Source organism: Streptomyces sp. NPDC051740, from assembly GCF_044453165.1.
In the GTDB taxonomy this organism is placed as follows: Bacteria; Actinomycetota; Actinomycetes; order Streptomycetales; family Streptomycetaceae; genus Streptomyces; species Streptomyces atrovirens.
In genome coordinates, this window is sequence record NZ_JBITCL010000018.1 from 124,028 (window position 1) to 142,014 (window position 17,987).

Annotated in this window: 8 protein-coding genes; 4 read left to right on the forward strand and 4 right to left on the reverse strand. The window is 70.4% G+C overall.

Annotated elements, in window-relative coordinates:
• The first annotated feature begins 141 nt into the window (after positions 1-141).
• From ACIA6T_RS26910 to ACIA6T_RS26920, 3 genes are read left to right on the forward strand one after another with little or no spacing between them, the layout of a single operon-like run.
• Positions 142-4,461 (forward strand): protein kinase, encoded by a 4,320-nt coding sequence (locus ACIA6T_RS26910; protein WP_399449048.1) that lies wholly within the window; start codon positions 142-144, stop codon positions 4,459-4,461.
• Positions 4,461-6,155: a hypothetical protein gene (locus tag ACIA6T_RS26915; protein WP_399449049.1), complete on the forward strand. Its 1,695-nt coding sequence runs from the start codon at positions 4,461-4,463 to the stop codon at positions 6,153-6,155. The genes ACIA6T_RS26910 and ACIA6T_RS26915 overlap by 1 nt, the downstream gene beginning before the upstream one ends.
• Positions 6,156-6,213: 58 nt before the next feature.
• Positions 6,214-11,781, forward strand: coding sequence for a hypothetical protein (locus tag ACIA6T_RS26920; RefSeq protein WP_399449050.1), 5,568 nt, complete (start codon positions 6,214-6,216; stop codon positions 11,779-11,781).
• Positions 11,782-11,875: 94 nt separating this feature from the next.
• Here ACIA6T_RS26920 and ACIA6T_RS26925 read toward each other — a convergent pair whose 3' ends face one another.
• Genes ACIA6T_RS26925 through deoC form a run of 3 tightly spaced genes read right to left on the reverse strand, consistent with a single transcriptional unit; the run spans position 11,876 to position 15,163 of the window.
• Positions 11,876-12,775 (reverse strand): aldehyde dehydrogenase family protein, encoded by a 900-nt coding sequence (locus ACIA6T_RS26925; RefSeq protein WP_399449051.1) that lies wholly within the window; start codon positions 12,773-12,775, stop codon positions 11,876-11,878.
• Positions 12,768-14,204 carry an aldehyde dehydrogenase family protein gene (locus ACIA6T_RS26930; protein ID WP_399449052.1) on the reverse strand — a complete coding sequence of 479 codons (1,437 nt, stop codon included), beginning with the start codon at positions 14,202-14,204 and terminating at the stop codon, positions 12,768-12,770. The genes ACIA6T_RS26925 and ACIA6T_RS26930 overlap by 8 nt, the downstream gene beginning before the upstream one ends.
• A 5-nt stretch (positions 14,205-14,209) precedes the next feature.
• On the reverse strand, positions 14,210-15,163 hold the full coding sequence (gene deoC / locus ACIA6T_RS26935; RefSeq protein WP_399449060.1) for a deoxyribose-phosphate aldolase: 954 nt from the start codon (positions 15,161-15,163) through the stop codon (positions 14,210-14,212).
• Between the two features lie 112 nt (positions 15,164-15,275).
• On the opposite strand from deoC, the gene ACIA6T_RS26940 reads away from it, so the two are divergent.
• Positions 15,276-15,944, forward strand: coding sequence for a PH domain-containing protein (locus tag ACIA6T_RS26940; RefSeq protein ID WP_399449053.1), 669 nt, complete (start codon positions 15,276-15,278; stop codon positions 15,942-15,944).
• A gap of 44 nt (positions 15,945-15,988) precedes the next feature.
• Here the strand turns inward: ACIA6T_RS26940 and ACIA6T_RS26945 are convergent, their stop codons facing one another.
• Positions 15,989-17,638 carry a phospho-sugar mutase gene (locus tag ACIA6T_RS26945; protein WP_399449054.1) on the reverse strand — a complete coding sequence of 550 codons (1,650 nt, stop codon included), beginning with the start codon at positions 17,636-17,638 and terminating at the stop codon, positions 15,989-15,991.
• Positions 17,639-17,987: the final 349 nt, after the last annotated feature.

Below are 17,987 nucleotides of genomic sequence, written 5' to 3' on the forward strand. Positions count from 1 at the left end.
ACCCTCTGTGACGGGTTTTGTGCGCGTTGTCAGTGGGACGTCCTAAAGTGCTCCATGACAGAGCTGTCGGCGCGTGTGTCACAGGAATACACGTGTGGTTGGGTGCGCGGGGGCACACCGCGGGGAGTGGGGAGCGGGGCGATGGCGCGGATCATCCCGATCGGGGAGCCGGCCAACGAGGCCGAGCGCATGGTGCTGCGCCATCTGCGGGAGCACGCGCCGGACGACTGGATCGTGGTGGCCAACTTCGAGCTGCCGTACGGGCCGGGACGTCCGATGTTCGAGGTGGACCTGGCGATCATCGCCGATCACGCCGTCTACCTGGCCGACACCAAGGGGGTGCACGGCCGGGTGCAGGTGCGTGGCGGCCGGTGGTATCCCCGGGGAGCCCCGTTCCCCAGCCCGGCACGGAAGATCCGCAACCACGCCAGGGTCGCCGGTGACCTGCTGGCCAAGTCCCGGGCGGCGAGCGCCCGGCTCGGGTCGGTGTGGTGCGAAGGGCTGGTGATCCTGCCGTATCCGGGTGCCACGCTGTACGACCCGGACGGCCGCGACGAGGTGAGCACCTGCCACCTCGATCACCTGGTCCCCTTTCTTCAGCGGCATCAGCCGCCGTATCAGCACAGGAACCCCGGCGGTGACATCTCCGCGCTGCGGGAGGACATCGCCCGCGTCTTCCAGGCTGAGACCCGGCCGCCGTCCGGGCCGCGCCGGTTCGGGCACTACGAGGTCGTGGAGACCCTGTACGAGGCGTCCCCCACCGATCTGGCCGACCAGGACGGAGACCCGGCGCGGCGGGTCTCCGTGTACCGGGTGCGGCTGGCGGACCAGCCCCGGTCCGGGACACGTATCCTCCAGGCCCACGCCGTCGACCCACTGCTGCCCGAGGGGGCACGGTCCACGGCCTACGCGCGCATCGGCAACCCGGTCCAGGCTCTCGACAAGCTGCCGTCCAGCCCGCACATCGTGCCGTGCGAGACGTCCTTCCCCCTGGACGAGGGCGACGGGTACGCCGTCGTCCTCAAGGACGTGCCCGCCGAGGCGCTGCGGGTCAGACTCGACGCCCGCGGCCAGGACACGCTCGGCGCGGACGCCCGACGACGAGTCGTCGACGGGGTGCTCGGCGGTCTCGCCGTCGCACACGCCCACCGCGTCGTGCACCGCTACCTCAGCCCGGAGACGGTCCTCATCGGGCGCAACGGCATCGCCATGCTCACCGGCTTCGACTACGCCCATCCCGGACCGCAGCGCCCGCGCGACGAATCCCGGGGCATCGAGGCGTACGCCCACCAGTCACCGGCCTACCTCGCCCCCGAGTGCCACGACCGGCCGGGTGTCTTCTCCCCGGCCACCGACCTGTACGCGGCCGGAGTGCTCTTCCACGAGCTGTACACCGGCGAGGAACCCGCCCTCGGCGCCGGAGGCACCCCACTCGACAGTCTCGACGACGTCGACCGGATGGACTCCGGACTCAAAGCGATCATCCGCGAGCTGCTGGCCGCCGACCCGGCTGCCCGGCCGCCGGCCCGCGAAGCGATCCGCCGTCTCGAAGGAGCCGACCGAGGGCGTGCCCGCGCCCAGGACCGACGCGGCGAGCGGGAGGATCCCGGTGCCTTCGACTGGGACGACCCGCACAGCTACACCAACCTGCCCGAGGGGTTCCGCCTCACCGAGAAATTTCGGGTGCGTTCTCGGCTCGGGCACGGACAGTTCGGCGTCGTCTACCAGGTGTTCAACACCCTCGACGACACCGACGAAGTACTGAAGATCATCACCAGGGACCGGGACTCCGTGCGGGACCGCCTGGAGAGCGAGTACCGCATCCTGCGCAGGATCGCCCCACACCCCAACCTGGTGCGGCTCATCGACGCCGAGTTCCTGCCCAAGGGCGGCTACCCCTATCTGCGCATGGAGTACGCCGAGGGACAGGACCTCAAGCACGTTCTCGACAAGGGCCGCCGGCTCGGCCCCGCAGATGTGCGCAAACTCCTCGACGACTGCCTCGCCGGCCTCGCCCACCTGCACGCGGGCGGTGTCTTCCACTGCGACATCAAGCCCAGCAACCTGCTGTGGACCGCCGACGGCGCCCGCATCCTCGACTTCAACGCGGCCGTGTCCGCCGACTCCACCCTCACCCCGACCCTCGGTTCACCCCGCTACCTCGCCCCCGAGGCCACCGGCCTCACCCGGCCCAGCCGCGAGGAACTCACCGACCTGGACCTGTTCGCCCTGGGCATCTCCGCCTACGAGGCGCTGACGGGTGACTACCCGTGGCAGGACCGAGGTACCCCGCCGCGCGGCGGTCAGCCGCTCGACCCCCGTCAGCTGTCCGACCTCGCCGACCTCGACCCGGGCTTCACGGCCGCACTGCTGCGCGCCCTCGCCCCCCGTCGCCACGAGCGCTACCCCGACGCCGACGCGTTCCGCACAGCCCTCGCCGAGGTCCGCGAGGTGCGTCTGGTGCCGCCCACCCCGGACCCGGAGGAACCTCCGCGGCCCACGGTCGCCGATGGCGGCGGGGCCCAGCCCGGCACCAACCCGTTCGTCGGCCACCTCCAGACGCTCTACAGCCAGAACGCCCGCACCAACGCGGGCACCCGCGGCCTCGACCCGGTCGCCTACCCCCTCTACGTCGCGACCGCCCTCGACGACCGGCTGCGCCCCGATGTCCTCGCGGGCCGCCACCGCCTCGTCCTCATCACCGGAAACGCCGGTGACGGCAAGACCGCCTTCCTCCAGCGCCTCGCCGACGAAGCCCGCCGACGCGGCGCCCGGTTCGGTGAAGCACGTGCCAACGGAGACGACTTCACCCTCGACGGCCGCAGCTTCCACACCAATCACGACGGTAGCCAGGACGAGGGCGACACCGACAACGACACCGTCCTCGACACCTTCCTCGCCCCCTACCAGGGTGCCGACGCGAAGGCCTGGCCCGACGACGCCACCCGGCTCGTCGCCGTCAACGAAGGCCGGCTCGTCGACTTCGTCACCCGGCACCAGGAGCGCTACCCGCTGCTCGCCGACACCGTGGGCAAGGGACTGACGAGCGGCAGCACCACCCATGGCGTCGCCGTCGTCAACCTCAACGCCCGGGACGTCCTCGCCGACCCCGACGGCACCGGATCGATCATGCACCGCATGGTCGCCGTCCTCACCGACGAACGGCACTGGCAAGCCTGCGGCTCCTGCCCGCTCGCCCCACGCTGCTACGCCCTGCACAACACCCGCACCTTCTCCCATCCCACCGCGGGCCCTCAGGTCACCGACCGTCTCGCCACCCTCTTCCGCATGGCCCACCTGCGCGGACGCCTCCACATCACCCTCCGGGACCTGCGCTCCGCCCTCGCCTACACCCTCACCTCCGGCCGCGACTGCGCCCAGATCCACACCCTGTACGCGCGCGAAGACCCCGAGGCCCGCCAGGAGATCCTCGACAGCCTGTACTTCAGCAGCTGGACCGGCATCCACACCGGCGGCGGGCCGGGCACCCAAGAGCCCACCGGCGTCCCCACGCAGAGCACGGGGAGCGGCGCCCGGCGAGGAGCGGCGCCCGGCGGGGCACCACGGCCGGACGAACGCGACCGTCTCCTCGCCCAGTTGCGCGACCTCGACGTCGCCGCCGTTCCTGACCCCCAGCTGGACCGGAAACTCGACTACACCGGCCCCGCCGCCGGACACACCCTCGTCTCCTTCGACCAACGCGGCGACCTCGATGAACGCCTCCTCACCGACGCCTTCAAGGCCCTGCCCCGTACCCACCAGGCCGACCGTGCCCAGGTCTCGGCCCACCGCGCCTACCTGGCCGCGGCCCGGCGCCGCTTCTACTTCGAGAGCCTCGACGACACCCGCTGGCGAAGCCTCCTGCCCTATCAGGCGGCCGACCGTTTCCTGCGGCTGCTCGCCGGCGGACAGCCCGGCCCGGAGGAACTGACCCGGCTCATCGAAGCCGTCAGCCGCGGCGAACGCATGCCCCGGGGACTCGGCCAGGACGGCGGCCGGGATCTCGCACTCCAGGTGCGGGCCGTCCCCGGCGGCACCGTGCGCAGCCACCGGCTCTTCCCCGCAGCACACTTCACCATCGGCGTCGACGGCCCGCCCGCCTCGCCGTATGTCGAGACCAGCGCCCGCGAACTCGTCGTACGCCACCACCCCGAAGACGGCCGCGCCCATCATGCCCAACTGACCGTCCGTCTCGACCTGTACGAACTGCTCGACCGGCTGCACCGCGGACACCAGCCGGGCGTCGAGGACCGCCAGGGCCAGAACCTCGCCCTGGCCGTCTTCAAGAACGCCCTCGCCGCCACCTCCTACCAGGAAGTGCTCCTCAACGCACCCGGATCGCCGCCCTACCGGCTGCGCAGACTGCCCGACGGCGCGCTGCGGCTGGCCCCCGCCGCCCGCCCCGACACACCCCCCGACACCGACCCGGAGCAGGGGACGGCCGCGGAAGGAGCACGCTGATGGCACTGCGCCGCCGTGACACCGAGTTCAAGCATCTCGGCGTCTCCTACCTGGAATTCAAGCGTGTGCAGATGGACCGGGTACTGACCGGGTTCCTCATGCGGCTCAACCACAAGGGCCTCACCAGCCGCCTGGTGCGACGCAACGCCCTGTCCGCCAAGGAGTTCGCGGCCGAGTTCACCGACCCGGCCAACGCCGACCGTTTCCAGGGCTTCGCCGACCACTCCGACATGGCGCGCCGCTGGGTCGAGACCCAGCTTCTGGACGTGGTCAACCGGGGCAGGCCGACTCAGGCGGTGGCCGGTCTGCGCCCCCTGCACGGACTCACCTACCGATTCCGCAGCAGCTACCACTCCCGGCCCTACGGTGCCGACGCCCAGCTCTACGAGATGCTGCGGCACGCGCGCGGCCCTCTCGGCGCCCTCGCACTGGACCAGCTCCGGGCGTTCTTCTTCACCGGCCTCGGTACGGCGGCATCCGTCCCCGCACAGCAGGTGCCGGTGGATATCGAGACCCAGGCGGTACTGCATCTCAACAGCCAGGTGAAGGCGGACAGCCCGCACAACCTCAAGGGCTGGTACTCGGCACCTCCGCTGTGCGTGGGACAGGCCGACCTCCTCGCCGACGACGTGGTGCGGCTGCTGTCCCTGAAGGATCTGCTGCCCCGCATCACCATGGTCGAGTACCTGAAGATCCTCTTCGCCTTCCACCTCGCCCTCGGCCTGTTCAAGACGATGAAGATCCTGCCCGTCGCAGTGGCCCGCTCGGCGACCGACCCCGCCTGCGGCCACGACCGCTGCCCGGCCTCCGCCACCGCGCAGGACCCACTGGCCGGATGCCCCTTCCGTGCCGGGATCTTCGTGGACGTCACCGGCGTACCCGGCACACCCGTCGCAGCGCTCGCCGAACGCAGCGCCGAGCACTGGCTGCGCCGTATCCCGGACTTCGTACGCGCCGGCTACACCGTGCGAAAACTCGACGAGTTCGCCGAACACCTCGTCGGACAGGGCAAGGAGCGCCGCCCGCCGGCCGGACACTTCACCGTGCCCGAACTGCTCCGCTTCGGTACGGACGCCTACCGCAAAGCACGCGACGAGTTCTTCGGCTCCCGGCTGACCGCGATCCTGGACGACATCCCGGTCATCGAACAGCCCGAGGAGGTCCGGCCCCTGCTGGACGAGGCCATGGGACTTGCCCCGTTCGAGAAGTACCTCGAAGTACTGATGGCCTACAGGGGGCCCTACCACCACAAGTACATCATCGACACCATCGACTCCCTCCTGCTCAAGAACCGCTCCGGCGCCGCCATAACACAGCCGCACGGAGGCCGACGTCGCTTCGTCCTCGACAGTGCTCTGCTGGAGGTACTGGTCCAGGTGGCGTTGCTGCGCCTGAACCCCCGCGGCACCTCCTCCCCGTACACCCACCACACCGTGTCCCTCCGACTGGACGAGTTCCTCGCCCTGCTGCGGAACCGGTACGGGCTGTACGTGGACCGCCTGCCCACGGCGGACGGATTCGGCCCGGCCGGCCTGGACGAGGAGTCCGCCCTCAGGGCCAACGCCGAGGCGCTCACCACGCGCATGCGGGAGATCGGCTGCTACGACGACCTGTCGGACGCCTATCTCACCCAAGTGATCACACCGAGGTTCTCCATTGCCGAGGACGGCACGGTGACCACAGGCGGCCGGTGAGCGGCACGGCACGGGCGGCAGGTACGGGAAGGCACGAGGGAGACGGGGAATCAGGACCATGAAACGCGGACTGGTGGAGATCACCGAGACCGACTGGCGGCGCGCGCTCGAGCACGTGGCACTTCCAGGCCTCGCCGACCTCCTGCGTACCCGCGAGGCCGGCCACTGCATGCGGGTCGGTGGCCTCGACGCCGAACTTGCCGCACGCCTCACGCTCGGCCTGCGCCAAGCCGTGCCCGAGGCGCAGATCCACGTTCTCGCGGCCGGACCCGAGGGCGGCGGTGACACCACGTCCATCACCAGCACCAAACTCGTCGAACTGCGCAACCCCGATGAGCGGGGACGTCTGAGGCCTCCGCTGCTGGTGTTCGTGCCGCCCGGGACCAGGGCCAGCGCGGAGGACTCCTTCTCGGTAGCGACCTTCGAGGAGGTCTCGCTCCACGAAGTGCACGCCCGGCTCAGACGGAATCTGCTCAAGGGAGTGCCCGACCCGTTGCGGACGGGCGTTGAGCGGCTCCTCGCCGAGACCACCGACGCCTCGGACCGGGACGCCGCCCGCTACCTGCTCACCCTGCGGGAGAACCAGCACGACCAGCAGGCCGCCGGAGCCGCGATCCACCTGCTGGGGCTCATCCCGGACTTTCACCTCTTCACCGATCCCTCTCTTCTCGTCACCAAGATCCAGCGCAACCGGCGCATCGTCGAGCGGCTCACCGACGGCCCCGCCACCGACCGGCAGCGCGTCCTCGCCCTCGGCCTGCCCCGCAACTCCGAGGAACACCAGCGCTTCCTGCGCCGACTCGTCGCCTTCGCCGCAGCCACTGGATTGTCCGATCCCCGGCGATGGTGCCGGGCCATCGCGGCCGACCCGGACAACTGGCCGCTCGCCTTCCACCACTGGCCGCAGGAGAACGACCCGGCCGACCAGACCGTGCGGATCGAGGTCGACGACCTGACCGCCCTGCCCAAGGCCGGGGAGAACGCCGAGGACCAGCGCAACCACCCGGCCCTCGACCGGCTTTTCGGTCAGCCCTACCTCCTGCCCGGAGGGCTTCCCTCCCTTCCGGTCACCTTCTCCGTGGACCGGGATCAGAGGGGCATCACAGGCCTGAAACGCTTCAAGGTCGAGATCTTCGTCGAAACCGGCGAGGAGCCGGGAGGCGAGGACAGCGGTGACACCGGCGCTCTGCTGGCCAGTCCCACCGGGCTGACCGTGACCGTCCCCGTGGGTCCCCGGATCAAGCCCCAGTACAAGGCGAACATCAAACTCCGCAAGGGGCGCCGCGCACCGGACTGGGAGGAGGGATGGCACTTCGTCCGTGTCACCCCGCTCGACGGGAACGACGACCCCATGCACGTCGCGGGAAGCGGGCAGGCCACCGGCCGCCGCCCCTACGAAAGCGACCGCTTCTACATCGTCCCCGAGGGAGAGTTCGACGAGCCGCCGACCCCCCGGGGCCACCACGCGCCCGGACTCGCCCAGGCAATCAACCGGCTGCGCTTCTCCGCGCTGGCCGAGGGCCGCGACCCGGCACGGGTGCAGTGCCGTGAGACCGGCTGGGGCCCCCGTGGCACCAGTGTGAAATCCCGCTCCCTGCGCGCCTCGTTCGGACCCGCCGGGCTGGTCACCATCGATCTGCCGCGCATTCTGGCCGAGGCCGAGCAGCAGATCCTGCGGGCCCCGCACATCCTTCACGGGCCGGAGATCGACGTGGACGCGGCCGGGGCGGCCCGGCTCGCGACGGAGCACGAGCCGGCTTCATCGACTGGAGACTCCGCCCCCACAGGGCCGGACGAAGAGCTCCTCTCCGGCTATCTTCGTGCGCGAACAGAACTCTTCGGTCACCTCGTGGTGCCGGAAACCAGGGACGAGGCGTCCGACGTCCTGGTCGTGGAAGGCGCGGACCCCCGTGTGCTGCGGCCCGCCGTCGAAGCGTACGCGGAGGCGTACCTCACCACCGTCACCGCCTGCCTGCGAGCTCTGGACCGGCCCAACGCCTCACGCGCCGACCAGTGGCGGACACTGCTGCACCGCCTGCTCCGCACCGACACCCTCACCGTCCGCCTGCACGACACGGACGACAGCCGGCGCACTGTCGTTCTGGTCGCCCCCACCCATCCGCTGCGCATGCTGTGGTGGAGCGGGCAGGCAGCCCTCGCCGACCACTGGCTCACACAGCTCCGGGACGCTCCGGCGGTGGTGGTCAAGTCACGGCTGGACAGCCTGGAACGGCAGCTTGCGCCCCTGGGTTACCCGTTGGCCGTACCACTGGAATCAGGCGAACTCGCCTTCGCCAGCAGTCCATTGACGGACTACTGGCAGGTGTGCCTGCCCAGTGAGGCACATGATCCGCGCGAGGTCCTGGCCCGGGTCGCCGATGCGCTCGGCGTGGACGTGGCGGCAGCGGCCGGCGGCATGACCGGCGTGGAACTCGCCGACCGGGTCGAGAAGTACATCCGCCTGCACCCTTACGCCGACAGCCTGGTGATGAACGCCCTCGGCGCCGGGCACGGCGAACTCCTCGCCGACATGCTGGTTGCCCTCCAAGAGCGCCGCCACCTGTCCCACCTTCACTACACAGTGCGACTCTTCGCCACCTCACCGGACGACCCGTGGGCGGGCTCGGCACTCACTGATCTGATGGTCCCGGCGAGCGGCCCGCGTTCCGCCGCTGCGGAGGCGTTCGCCACGCCCGGGGACCCACTGCGGCCCAAGCTGTCGGTCGTGATCCGCGACGCCAAGGAACTTGTGGGCGGAGCCGATGACTTCCCCGCCCACCTCACCTTCCTGTTCAACCCGTTCGGCGGAGAGAGCCACGACATCGCGCCCGGCCGCGACGGCACCGGACGGGTCGCGGTGCACGGCCTGGTTCAGGAAATGAGCGGCGACTACCAGGAAGACGACGACAACGTCGAGTGGACCCGTCGGCCCCGGCATGGTGTCACCGACCCCGTGGCCGGTGCCGAAACGACCGGTGACCTGCTCGCAGCTCTGCCCCGGGCTCTCTCCGCCGCTCTGGTCGCGGCCAGCGCGGGCGAGCACCGGCCCGGCATGCTGCCGCAGATAACGGTCCGTCTCACCCAGGACGACCGGGCCCTCCTGCACGACGTGCACCGGATGAGCGACTGGGTCGTCACCGTGGACCGCACTCTGGGAGCGGAGTACTTCGACCACGGACGGCCCGGGCGCACCGAATACGTCATCGACCACACCAATACGTCCCACAGCGGACTCGGGCATCAGATCGTCGTTTCCTCCCGGTCGCTGGACGAGATGCGCGCCCTGCTCAGTCCGGTGCTCGCTGACCGGTCGCTCGACATCCCCGAGCGGCACATCCGCACCTTCTTCGATCAGCTGCGGGAGTTGTCCGGCAGCCTCGTGTTCAAGCTCGCGGCGCTCGGTGAGAACCAGCGCACCGAAGTCCTCGGCCTGGCGCTGGCACGCCGGTATCTCGGAGTGCGGGACGCACTGCGCGATCAGATCCTTGTCCCCCTCGACGCCCACCCCGAGCTCTACCAGGAGGAGCGCGGCCGACTGGCGGCCGGAGACACCGAAGTACGGCTCCAGCGCACCGATCTCGCTCTGTTCGATCTCGACGCCGAGCAGCGGACCATCGTCTGCCGCCTCCTGGAGGTCAAGTGCCACACGGGCGGTGGCCTGGGCGCCTACCAGGGCAAACGCCAGCACATCATCCGCCAGACGGAGAACACTGAGCGGATCATCGCCGAGCGGTTTGACCCGGTAGGAGGGCGTACCGACCGCCCGCTGCAGAACGTGGCGCTGCGCATGCTGCTGGAGAAGTACCTCTCCCGTGCGGGCCGTTACGGTCTTTTCGGTGAGCGCGCCATGGCCGAAGCACGCTGGCTGCTGGAACGCCTCGATCACGGTTACCGCCTCGTGTTCACCCGTACCGGCCTCGTGTTCGACCTCTCCACGGACGGTTTCGACACCGACTACGAGGAAGGGGTGGCGTTCCACCGGATCGGCCGTGACCATGCGGTACGCCTCTTCGAGGACATCGAGACGGAATACCGGAGTACCCCAGAGAACTCCGGACGGGATTCCGCGGCACAAGAGCCGGTCCTGCCGGGTCTGGAAGAGCTCAGCGCGCAGGGCGGTGGTCCGCTTCCGGTCACGGCCACCGTCCAGCTGCGCCCGCGTGCACGTGCCCGGGAGATTCCCGAGGAACTCGCCCCCCTGTCCGACGATCCTGGCGAGACTGCGTCGGAGCCCTCGGAGCCCTCGGAGCCCTCGGAGGCTGTCAGCACTTCGAGTGAGCAGGCCGCGGTATCCGTTGACGGGCCCGAGACCGTGCAGAAGTACACACAGGTGGAGGAGGCTCCGCAAGCCCCGGGGAGCATCGCCGAAGAACCCGGCCAGGGAGACGAAGCATCGGCCAGTTCACCCGCTGACGCCTCTCAGACCAAGGACCCGGACATCGTCCTCGGCGTGTCGCGGTCGTCACCGCAGTTCGGTCTGCTCGGGACGAGCGCGGGCCGCACCGTCGCCCTGGACCTCAACGAGACTCATGCGATCAGCCTGTTCGGCGTGCAGGGTGGGGGCAAAAGTTACACCTTGGGCTCGGTTCTGGAAATGGCGAGCCTGCCGGTGCCAGGCGTCAATCGGCTGGTGAGTCCGCTGGCCAGTGTCGTCTTCCACTACAGCGAGACCTCTGAGTACGAACCCGAGTTCCTCAGCATGATCCACGCCAATGACGACGCGGGACAGCGAGAGGCGTTGCGTCTCCGGTACGGGGCACTGCCTGCTGGCCTCTCCGACGTCGTACTGCTGGTTCCCGAGGAGTACGTGGGGGAACGTCAGGAGCAGTACCCGGGTGTCCTCGTGCGCCCGCTGGCCTTCGCTGCCTCCGAACTGAAAATCGCCCACTGGAAGTTCCTCATGGGCGCCGTCGGTAATCAGTCCGGTTATATCCGGCAGATTGGCAGGATTATCAAGGCGAACCGGGCGGACCTCACGTTGGACGCGGTGCGCCGCGGTGTCGAGGAGTCGACGCTCGACGACCATCTCAAGAGAAGGGCCAGGGAACGACTCGACCTCGCAGGCGATTTCATTGATGATTCGGCGCGTATCAAGGACCTGGTGCGGCCAGGGCGCCTGATCATCGTGGATCTTCGGTCCGACGACATCGAAAAGAGCGACGCGCTCAGTCTGTTTGTCGTCCTGATGCACCTCTTCTCGGAAGCGACGGACGACGGGCGTCCCTTCAACAAGCTGGTCGTCTTCGACGAGGCACACAAGTACGCCGACAGCGGTGACCTGGTGACGGGCCTTGTCTCCAGCGTGCGCGAGATGAGGCACAAGGGGATGTCCGTGCTCGTTGCCAGCCAGGATCCGCCCTCCGTGCCGTCCGAGCTCATTGAGCTCTCCACGCACATGGTGCTGCACCGGTTCACCTCACCGGCCTGGCTGAAGCACCTGCAGAAGGTCAACGCGGCGTTGTCGGGCCTCAACCCCGAGAAGCTGGCGGCGCTCAAGCCCGGGGAAGCGTATGTGTGGTCGGGGAAGGCCACAGATGAGGCATTTACCCGAGGGACGGTCAAGGTCGACTGCCGACCGCGAGTCACACGGCATGGGGGCGCGACGCGGACTGCACTGGGACAGTGACCGGCGCTCCTCAAACACGGCCGCGGCTCATCTGGACGGAGATGAGCCGCGGCCACCCATGGGGGTTGGAGCTCTGACGGTGCAGGGCGGTTGGTCAGTACGACGAGCCCGACGCGCCCAGCGAGCCCGTCGGGTGCCAGACCGTCTTGGTCTCCAGGAACGCCGTCATGCGGTCCGTGCCGGGCGTCGCCGACCAGTCGTCCACAGGCTGTGGACGCAGGACGCGCTTGAGGTTGTCCGCGGCCGCGATCTCCAGCTCCTTCGCCAGTACCTCGTCGGCGCCCGCGAGGTCGATCGCGTTGACGTCCTGGTGCGCGGCGAGCGGGGCGGCGATCTCCGCCGTACGGCCGGAGAGGACGTTGACCACGCCGCCGGGGAGGTCGGAGGTGGCCAGCACCTCGCCGAGGGAGAGGGCGGGGAGCGGGGACTTCTCGGACGCCACCACGACCGCCGTGTTGCCCGTCGCGATCACCGGGGCCACCACCGAGACCAGGCCCAGGAACGACGACTCCTGGGGGGCCAGTACGGCGACCACGCCCGTCGGTTCGGGGGAGGACAGGTTGAAGAAGGGGCCCGCGACCGGGTTGCCGCCGCCGACCACCTGGGCGATCTTGTCGGTCCAGCCCGCGTACCAGACCCAGCGGTCGATCGCGGCGTCGACCTGTGCCGCCGCCTTCGACTTCGACAGGCCCTCCGCGTCGGCGACCTCCGCGACGTACTGGTCGCGGCGGCCTTCGAGCATCTCGGCGATCCGGTACAGGATCTGGCCGCGGTTGTACGCCGTCGCGCCGGACCAGCCGCCGAACGCCTTGCGCGCGGCGACCACCGCGTCACGGGCGTCCTTGCGGGAGGAGAGCGGGGCGTTCGCCAGCCACTTGCCCTTTGCGTCGGTCACCTCGTACACCCGGCCGCTCTCGGAACGCGGGAACTTCCCGCCGACGTACAGCTTGTAGGTCTTGAAGACACTCAGTCGCTGCTCGGACTTCTCAGACATCGAGGTACGCCTCCAGGCCGTGGCGGCCGCCCTCGCGGCCGAAGCCCGACTCCTTGTAGCCGCCGAACGGCGAGGTCGGGTCGAACTTGTTGAACGTGTTGGACCAGATGACGCCCGCGCGGAGCTTGTTCGCGACCGCCAGGATGCGCGAACCCTTCTCCGTCCAGATGCCCGCCGACAGGCCGTACGGTGTGTTGTTGGCCTTGGCGACGGCCTCGTCGGGCGTGCGGAAGGTCAGCACCGACAGCACCGGGCCGAAGATCTCGTCGCGGGCGACCGTGTGCGCCTGGGTGACCTTCGTGAACAGCGTCGGCGCGAACCAGTAGCCGGACGACGGCAGTTCGCAGGCCGGGGACCAGCGCTCGGCGCCCTCCGCCTCGCCCTGGTCGGCCAGCGCGGTGATCCGGGCCAGCTGCTCGGCGGAGTTGATCGCGCCGATGTCGGTGTTCTTGTCCAGCGGGTCGCCGAGGCGGAGCGTGGACAGGCGGCGCTTGAGGGAGTCCAGCAGCTCGTCGTGGATCGACTCCTGGACCAGCAGGCGGGAGCCCGCGCAGCAGACCTGACCCTGGTTGAAGAAGATGCCGTTGACGATGCCCTCGACGGCCTGGTCGACGGGCGCGTCGTCGAAGACGATGTTGGCGCCCTTGCCGCCCAGTTCGAGGGTGACCTTCTTGCGGGTGCCCGCGACCGTGCGCGCGATCTCCTTGCCGACGGCGGTCGAACCGGTGAAGGCGACCTTGTTCACGTCGGGGTGGGCGATCAGCGCGGCGCCGGTGCGGCCGTCGCCGGTGATGATGTTGACGACGCCCTTGGGCAGGCCCGCCTGGCGGCAGATGTCCGCGAAGAAGAGCGCGGAGAGGGGCGTCGTCTCGGCGGGCTTCAGCACCACCGTGTTGCCGGTCGCCAGCGCCGGGGCGATCTTCCACGCGAGCATCAGGAGGGGGAAGTTCCAGGGGATGACCTGGCCCGCGACGCCGAGGGGGCGCGGGTTCGCGCCGTAGCCGGCGTGGTCGAGCTTGTCGGCCCAGCCCGCGTAGTAGAAGAAGTGCGCGGCGACCAGGGGGAGGTCCGCGTCGCGGGTCTCCTTGATCGGCTTGCCGTTGTCGAGGGTTTCCAGGACGGCGAGTTCGCGGCTGCGTTCCTGGATGATGCGGGCGATGCGGAAGAGGTACTTCGCGCGCTCGGAGCCCGGGAGCGCCGACCACTTCTCGAAGGCCTTGCGGGCGGCCTTCACCGCGCGGTCGACGTCCTCCTCGGTGGCCTCGGCGACCTCGGAGAGGACCTCCTCCGTGGAGGGGGAGACGGTCTTGAAGACCTTGCCGCCGGCCGCGTCGGTGAACTCACCGTCGATGAACAGGCCGTACGACGGGGCGAGGTCGACGACCGAGCGGGACTCGGGCGCCGGTGCGTAGTCGAAAACAGGTGCCATGGTGATCAGTCCACCGTCACGTAGTCGGGGCCGGAGTAACGGCCGGTGGCCAGCTTCTGACGCTGCATCAGCAGGTCGTTCAGCAGCGAGGAGGCGCCGAAGCGGAACCAGTGGTTGTCCAGCCAGTCCTCGCCCGCGGTCTCGTTGACCAGGACCAGGAACTTGACGGCGTCCTTCGACGTGCGGATGCCGCCGGCCGGCTTCACGCCGACCTGGACGCCGGTCTGCGCCCGGAAGTCGCGGACCGCCTCCAGCATGAGGAGGGTGTTCGCGGGGGTCGCGTTGACGGCGACCTTGCCGGTCGAGGTCTTGATGAAGTCCGCGCCGGCCAGCATGCCGAGCCAGCTCGCCCGGCGGATGTTGTCGTACGTCGACAGCTCGCCGGTCTCGAAGATGACCTTGAGGCGGGCGTTCGTCCCGCAGGCCTCCTTCACGGCGGTGATCTCGTCGTACACCTTCATGTAGTTCCCCGCGAGGAACGCCCCGCGGTCGATGACCATGTCGATCTCGTCCGCACCGGCGGCGACGGCCTCGCGGACGTCCGCCAGCTTCACGGCGATCGGGGCGCGGCCGGCCGGGAAGGCGGTGGCGACGGAGGCGACCTTGACGGTGGAGCCGGCGACGGCCTCCTTCGCCGTGGCCACCATGTCGGGGTAGACGCAGACCGCGGCCGTGGCGGGCGTGGTGCGGTCGGTCGGGTCGGGGCGGACCGCCTTCGCGCCGAGCGCCCGGACCTTGCCCGGGGTGTCCGCGCCTTCCAGCGTCGTCAGGTCGACCATCGAGATGGCGAGGTCGATGGCGTACGCCTTCGCGGTCGTCTTGATCGAACGGGTGCCGAGGGAGGCGGCGCGCGCCTCCAGGCCGACCGCGTCGACGCCGGGCAGCCCGTGGAGGAAACGGCGCAGCGTGCTGTCGGACGCGGTGACGTCGCTGAGAGCGTTTGGTGCAGTGGTGGGCATGGTCACCAGACGAGCATATCTACGCGCGTAGCGGCTGTACAGCCCCGTGGGGGATCGCGTACGGCTTCCACCGCGTACGACCTCCCCGGAGGCGTCGTGCAGAATCGGGAGCATGACGTCCCCCGAGCACCAGTCGCCCGACCCGGAGCCCACGAAGCCGACCGGGTCCGCGGCACCCCGGTACCAGGACCGCATCTACCGCTCGCCCGCGGGCATCGTCGGCGGTGTGCTGCTGCTCGCCGTCATCGGATGGCTCGGCGTCGACGCGGTGTTCGCCGGCGAGGGCCGCACCCCGTGGCTGGCCCTCGCCGCGATGCTCTTCCTCGTACCGCTGATCGTCGCCTACACCCTGCGCCCCGCCGTGTACGTGAACGACGACCGGCTGCGCGTCCGCAACCCGTTCCGCGTGATCGTGCTGCCCTGGGGACAGGTCACCTCGCTGCGGTCCGGTTTCACCAACGAGGTCTTCACCGACTCCGGTGCGAAGTACCAGCTGTGGGCCCTTCCGGTGTCGCTGCGGGCCCGCAGCAAGGCGAACCGGCAGGAGGCGCGGGCGGCCGCGCGGGCCGAGCTCAAGGGCGGCCGTGGTGCGGGGGGCGCCGTCGAGGGGCCTCGGCAGCATGAGAGCGACCGGGCGATGGGCGAGATGCGTGAACTGCACGAGCGGCGGCAGGGTGCCGAGGCCGCGCAGGGCGAGGTGACCGTGCGGTGGGCCTACGAGATCGCGGCGCCGGCCGTCGCGGGGGCGGTGTTGCTGGCGGTGCTGCTGGCCGTGGGGTGAGGGGGTGACGTGGGGCGAGCGGGCTCGCCCCACGTGGCGTTCCCTCAGATGCCGGCTGCCTCGGACAGGTCCTGCTTGATCCTCGCGAGGAGTGCCGTCGCCTTCGCGCGGGCCTCGGGGAGGCCGGTCCTCGTCGCGACCGGGACCACCACCTCCAGGTAGCACTTCAGCTTCGGTTCCGTGCCGCTGGGGCGGACGACGACCCTCGCGCCGTCCAGGGTGTAGCGGAGGCCGTCGGTGGGCGGGAGGGCCGCCGTGCCCCGGGTCAGGTCCTCGGCCTCGGTGACGCGCAGGCCGGCCAGCTCCGTGGGCGGCCGGTCGCGCAGGCGGCGCATCGCGGAGGCGATCAGACCGAGGTCCTGTACGCGGACCGAGAGCTGGTCGGTGGCGTGCAGGCCGTGCTCGACGGCGAGGTCGTCGAGGAGGTCGAGGAGGGTGCGGCCCTCGGCCTTCAGTCCGGACGCCAGTTCCGTGAGGAGGAGGGCCGCCGTGATGCCGTCCTTGTCGCGTACGCCGTCCGGGTCCACGCAGTAGCCGAGGGCCTCCTCGTAGCCGTAGCGCAGGCCCTCCACCCTGGCGATCCACTTGAAGCCGGTCAGGGTCTCCTCGTACGGGAGGCCCGCCTTCCCGGCGATGCGGCCGAGGAGGGACGACGAGACGATCGACTCCGCGAACGTGCCGGTCGCTCCGCGGCGGACCAGGTGGGCGGCGAGCAGGGCGCCGACCTCGTCGCCGCGCAGCATGCGCCAGTCCGCGCCGTCCCTGACCGCGGCGGCGCAGCGGTCGGCGTCCGGGTCGTTGGCGATGACCAGGTCGGGGTCGGTCTCCCGGGCCTTCGCGAAGGCCAGGTCCATCGCGCCGGGCTCCTCCGGGTTGGGGAACGCGACGGTCGGGAACTCCGGGTCGGGGTCGGCCTGCTCGGCGACGAGGACGGGCTCGGGGAAGCCGGCCCGTTCGAAGGCGGCGAGGAGGACGTCCTTGCCGACGCCGTGCATCGCCGTGTAGACCGTGCGGGCGGTGCGGGGGGAGCCCTTGGACAGGACCGCGTCCGTGCGGGCGAGGTAGGCGTCCAGGACGGTGTCGTCGAGGGTCTCCCAGCCTTCGGTGGGGCGGGGGACCGTGGTGAGCGAGGCCACGGCCTCGATCTCGGCGGCGATCTCCGCGTCGGCCGGGGGGACGATCTGGGAACCGTCGCCGAGGTACACCTTGTAGCCGTTGTCGCGGGGCGGGTTGTGGCTGGCGGTGACCTCCACTCCGGCGACGGCGCCGAGGTGCCTGATGGCGAAGGCGAGGACGGGGGTGGGGAGGGGGCGGTTGAGTACGGCCGCCCTGAGACCTGCGCCGGTCATGACGGCGGCGGTGTCCTCGGCGAAGTCACGGGACTTGTGGCGGGCGTCGTAGCCGATGACGACGAGGCCGGCTGTGTCGTCCCCGTGGGGGGTCCCGTGCTTCTTGAGGTACGCGGCGAGGCCGGCGGCCGCACGGATGACGACGGAGCGGTTCATGCGCATCGGGCCCGCGCCGAGCTCGCCCCGGAGGCCGGCGGTGCCGAACTGGAGGGTGCCGCTGAAGCGGGCGGCGATCTCGGTGTGGTCGCCGGCGTCGATGAGGCGGGCGAGTTCCTCGCGGGTGTCCGGGTCGGGGTCCTCGGCGAGCCACGCCTGGGCCTGTGCGGTGAGGGCGTCGTCTTGCACGGTCGGTCGGCCTCTCTCGTTGGTCGTCTGCCAGGCTTTCACGCCTGCGGGTTCGGTGGGGTGCGGGTCTTGTGCCTGCGGCCCGGTGGGGGTGTGGGTTTTATGCCTGCGGCCCGGTGGGGGTGTGGGTTTTATGCCTGCGGCCCGGTGGGGGTGTGGGTTTTATGCCTGCGGCGCAGCGTCCGGTTCGGTGGGGTGTCCGGTCCGGTGGGTGGGATGCCTGCGGCGCAGCTTTCGGTCCGGTGGGGGCGTGCGTAGCGCCTATGGCCGGTGGGTGGGTCGGGGGGGGGGGGGGGGGGGGGGGGGGGGGGGGGGGGGGGGGGGGGGGGGGGGGGGGGGGGGGGGGGGG

Excerpts from the sequence above, each read along its gene's own strand:
- ACIA6T_RS26915 (WP_399449049.1), top strand. The coding sequence starts at position 4,461 with ATGGCACTGCGCCGCCGTGACACCGAGTTCAAGCATCTCGGCGTCTCC.
- ACIA6T_RS26925 (WP_399449051.1), bottom strand. The coding sequence starts at position 12,775 with ATGTCTGAGAAGTCCGAGCAGCGACTGAGTGTCTTCAAGACCTACAAG.
- deoC (WP_399449060.1), bottom strand. The coding sequence starts at position 15,163 with ATGCCCACCACTGCACCAAACGCTCTCAGCGACGTCACCGCGTCCGAC.
- ACIA6T_RS26940 (WP_399449053.1), top strand. The coding sequence starts at position 15,276 with ATGACGTCCCCCGAGCACCAGTCGCCCGACCCGGAGCCCACGAAGCCG.
- ACIA6T_RS26930 (WP_399449052.1), bottom strand. The coding sequence starts at position 14,204 with ATGGCACCTGTTTTCGACTACGCACCGGCGCCCGAGTCCCGCTCGGTC.
- ACIA6T_RS26920 (WP_399449050.1), top strand. The coding sequence starts at position 6,214 with ATGAAACGCGGACTGGTGGAGATCACCGAGACCGACTGGCGGCGCGCG.
- ACIA6T_RS26910 (WP_399449048.1), top strand. The coding sequence starts at position 142 with ATGGCGCGGATCATCCCGATCGGGGAGCCGGCCAACGAGGCCGAGCGC.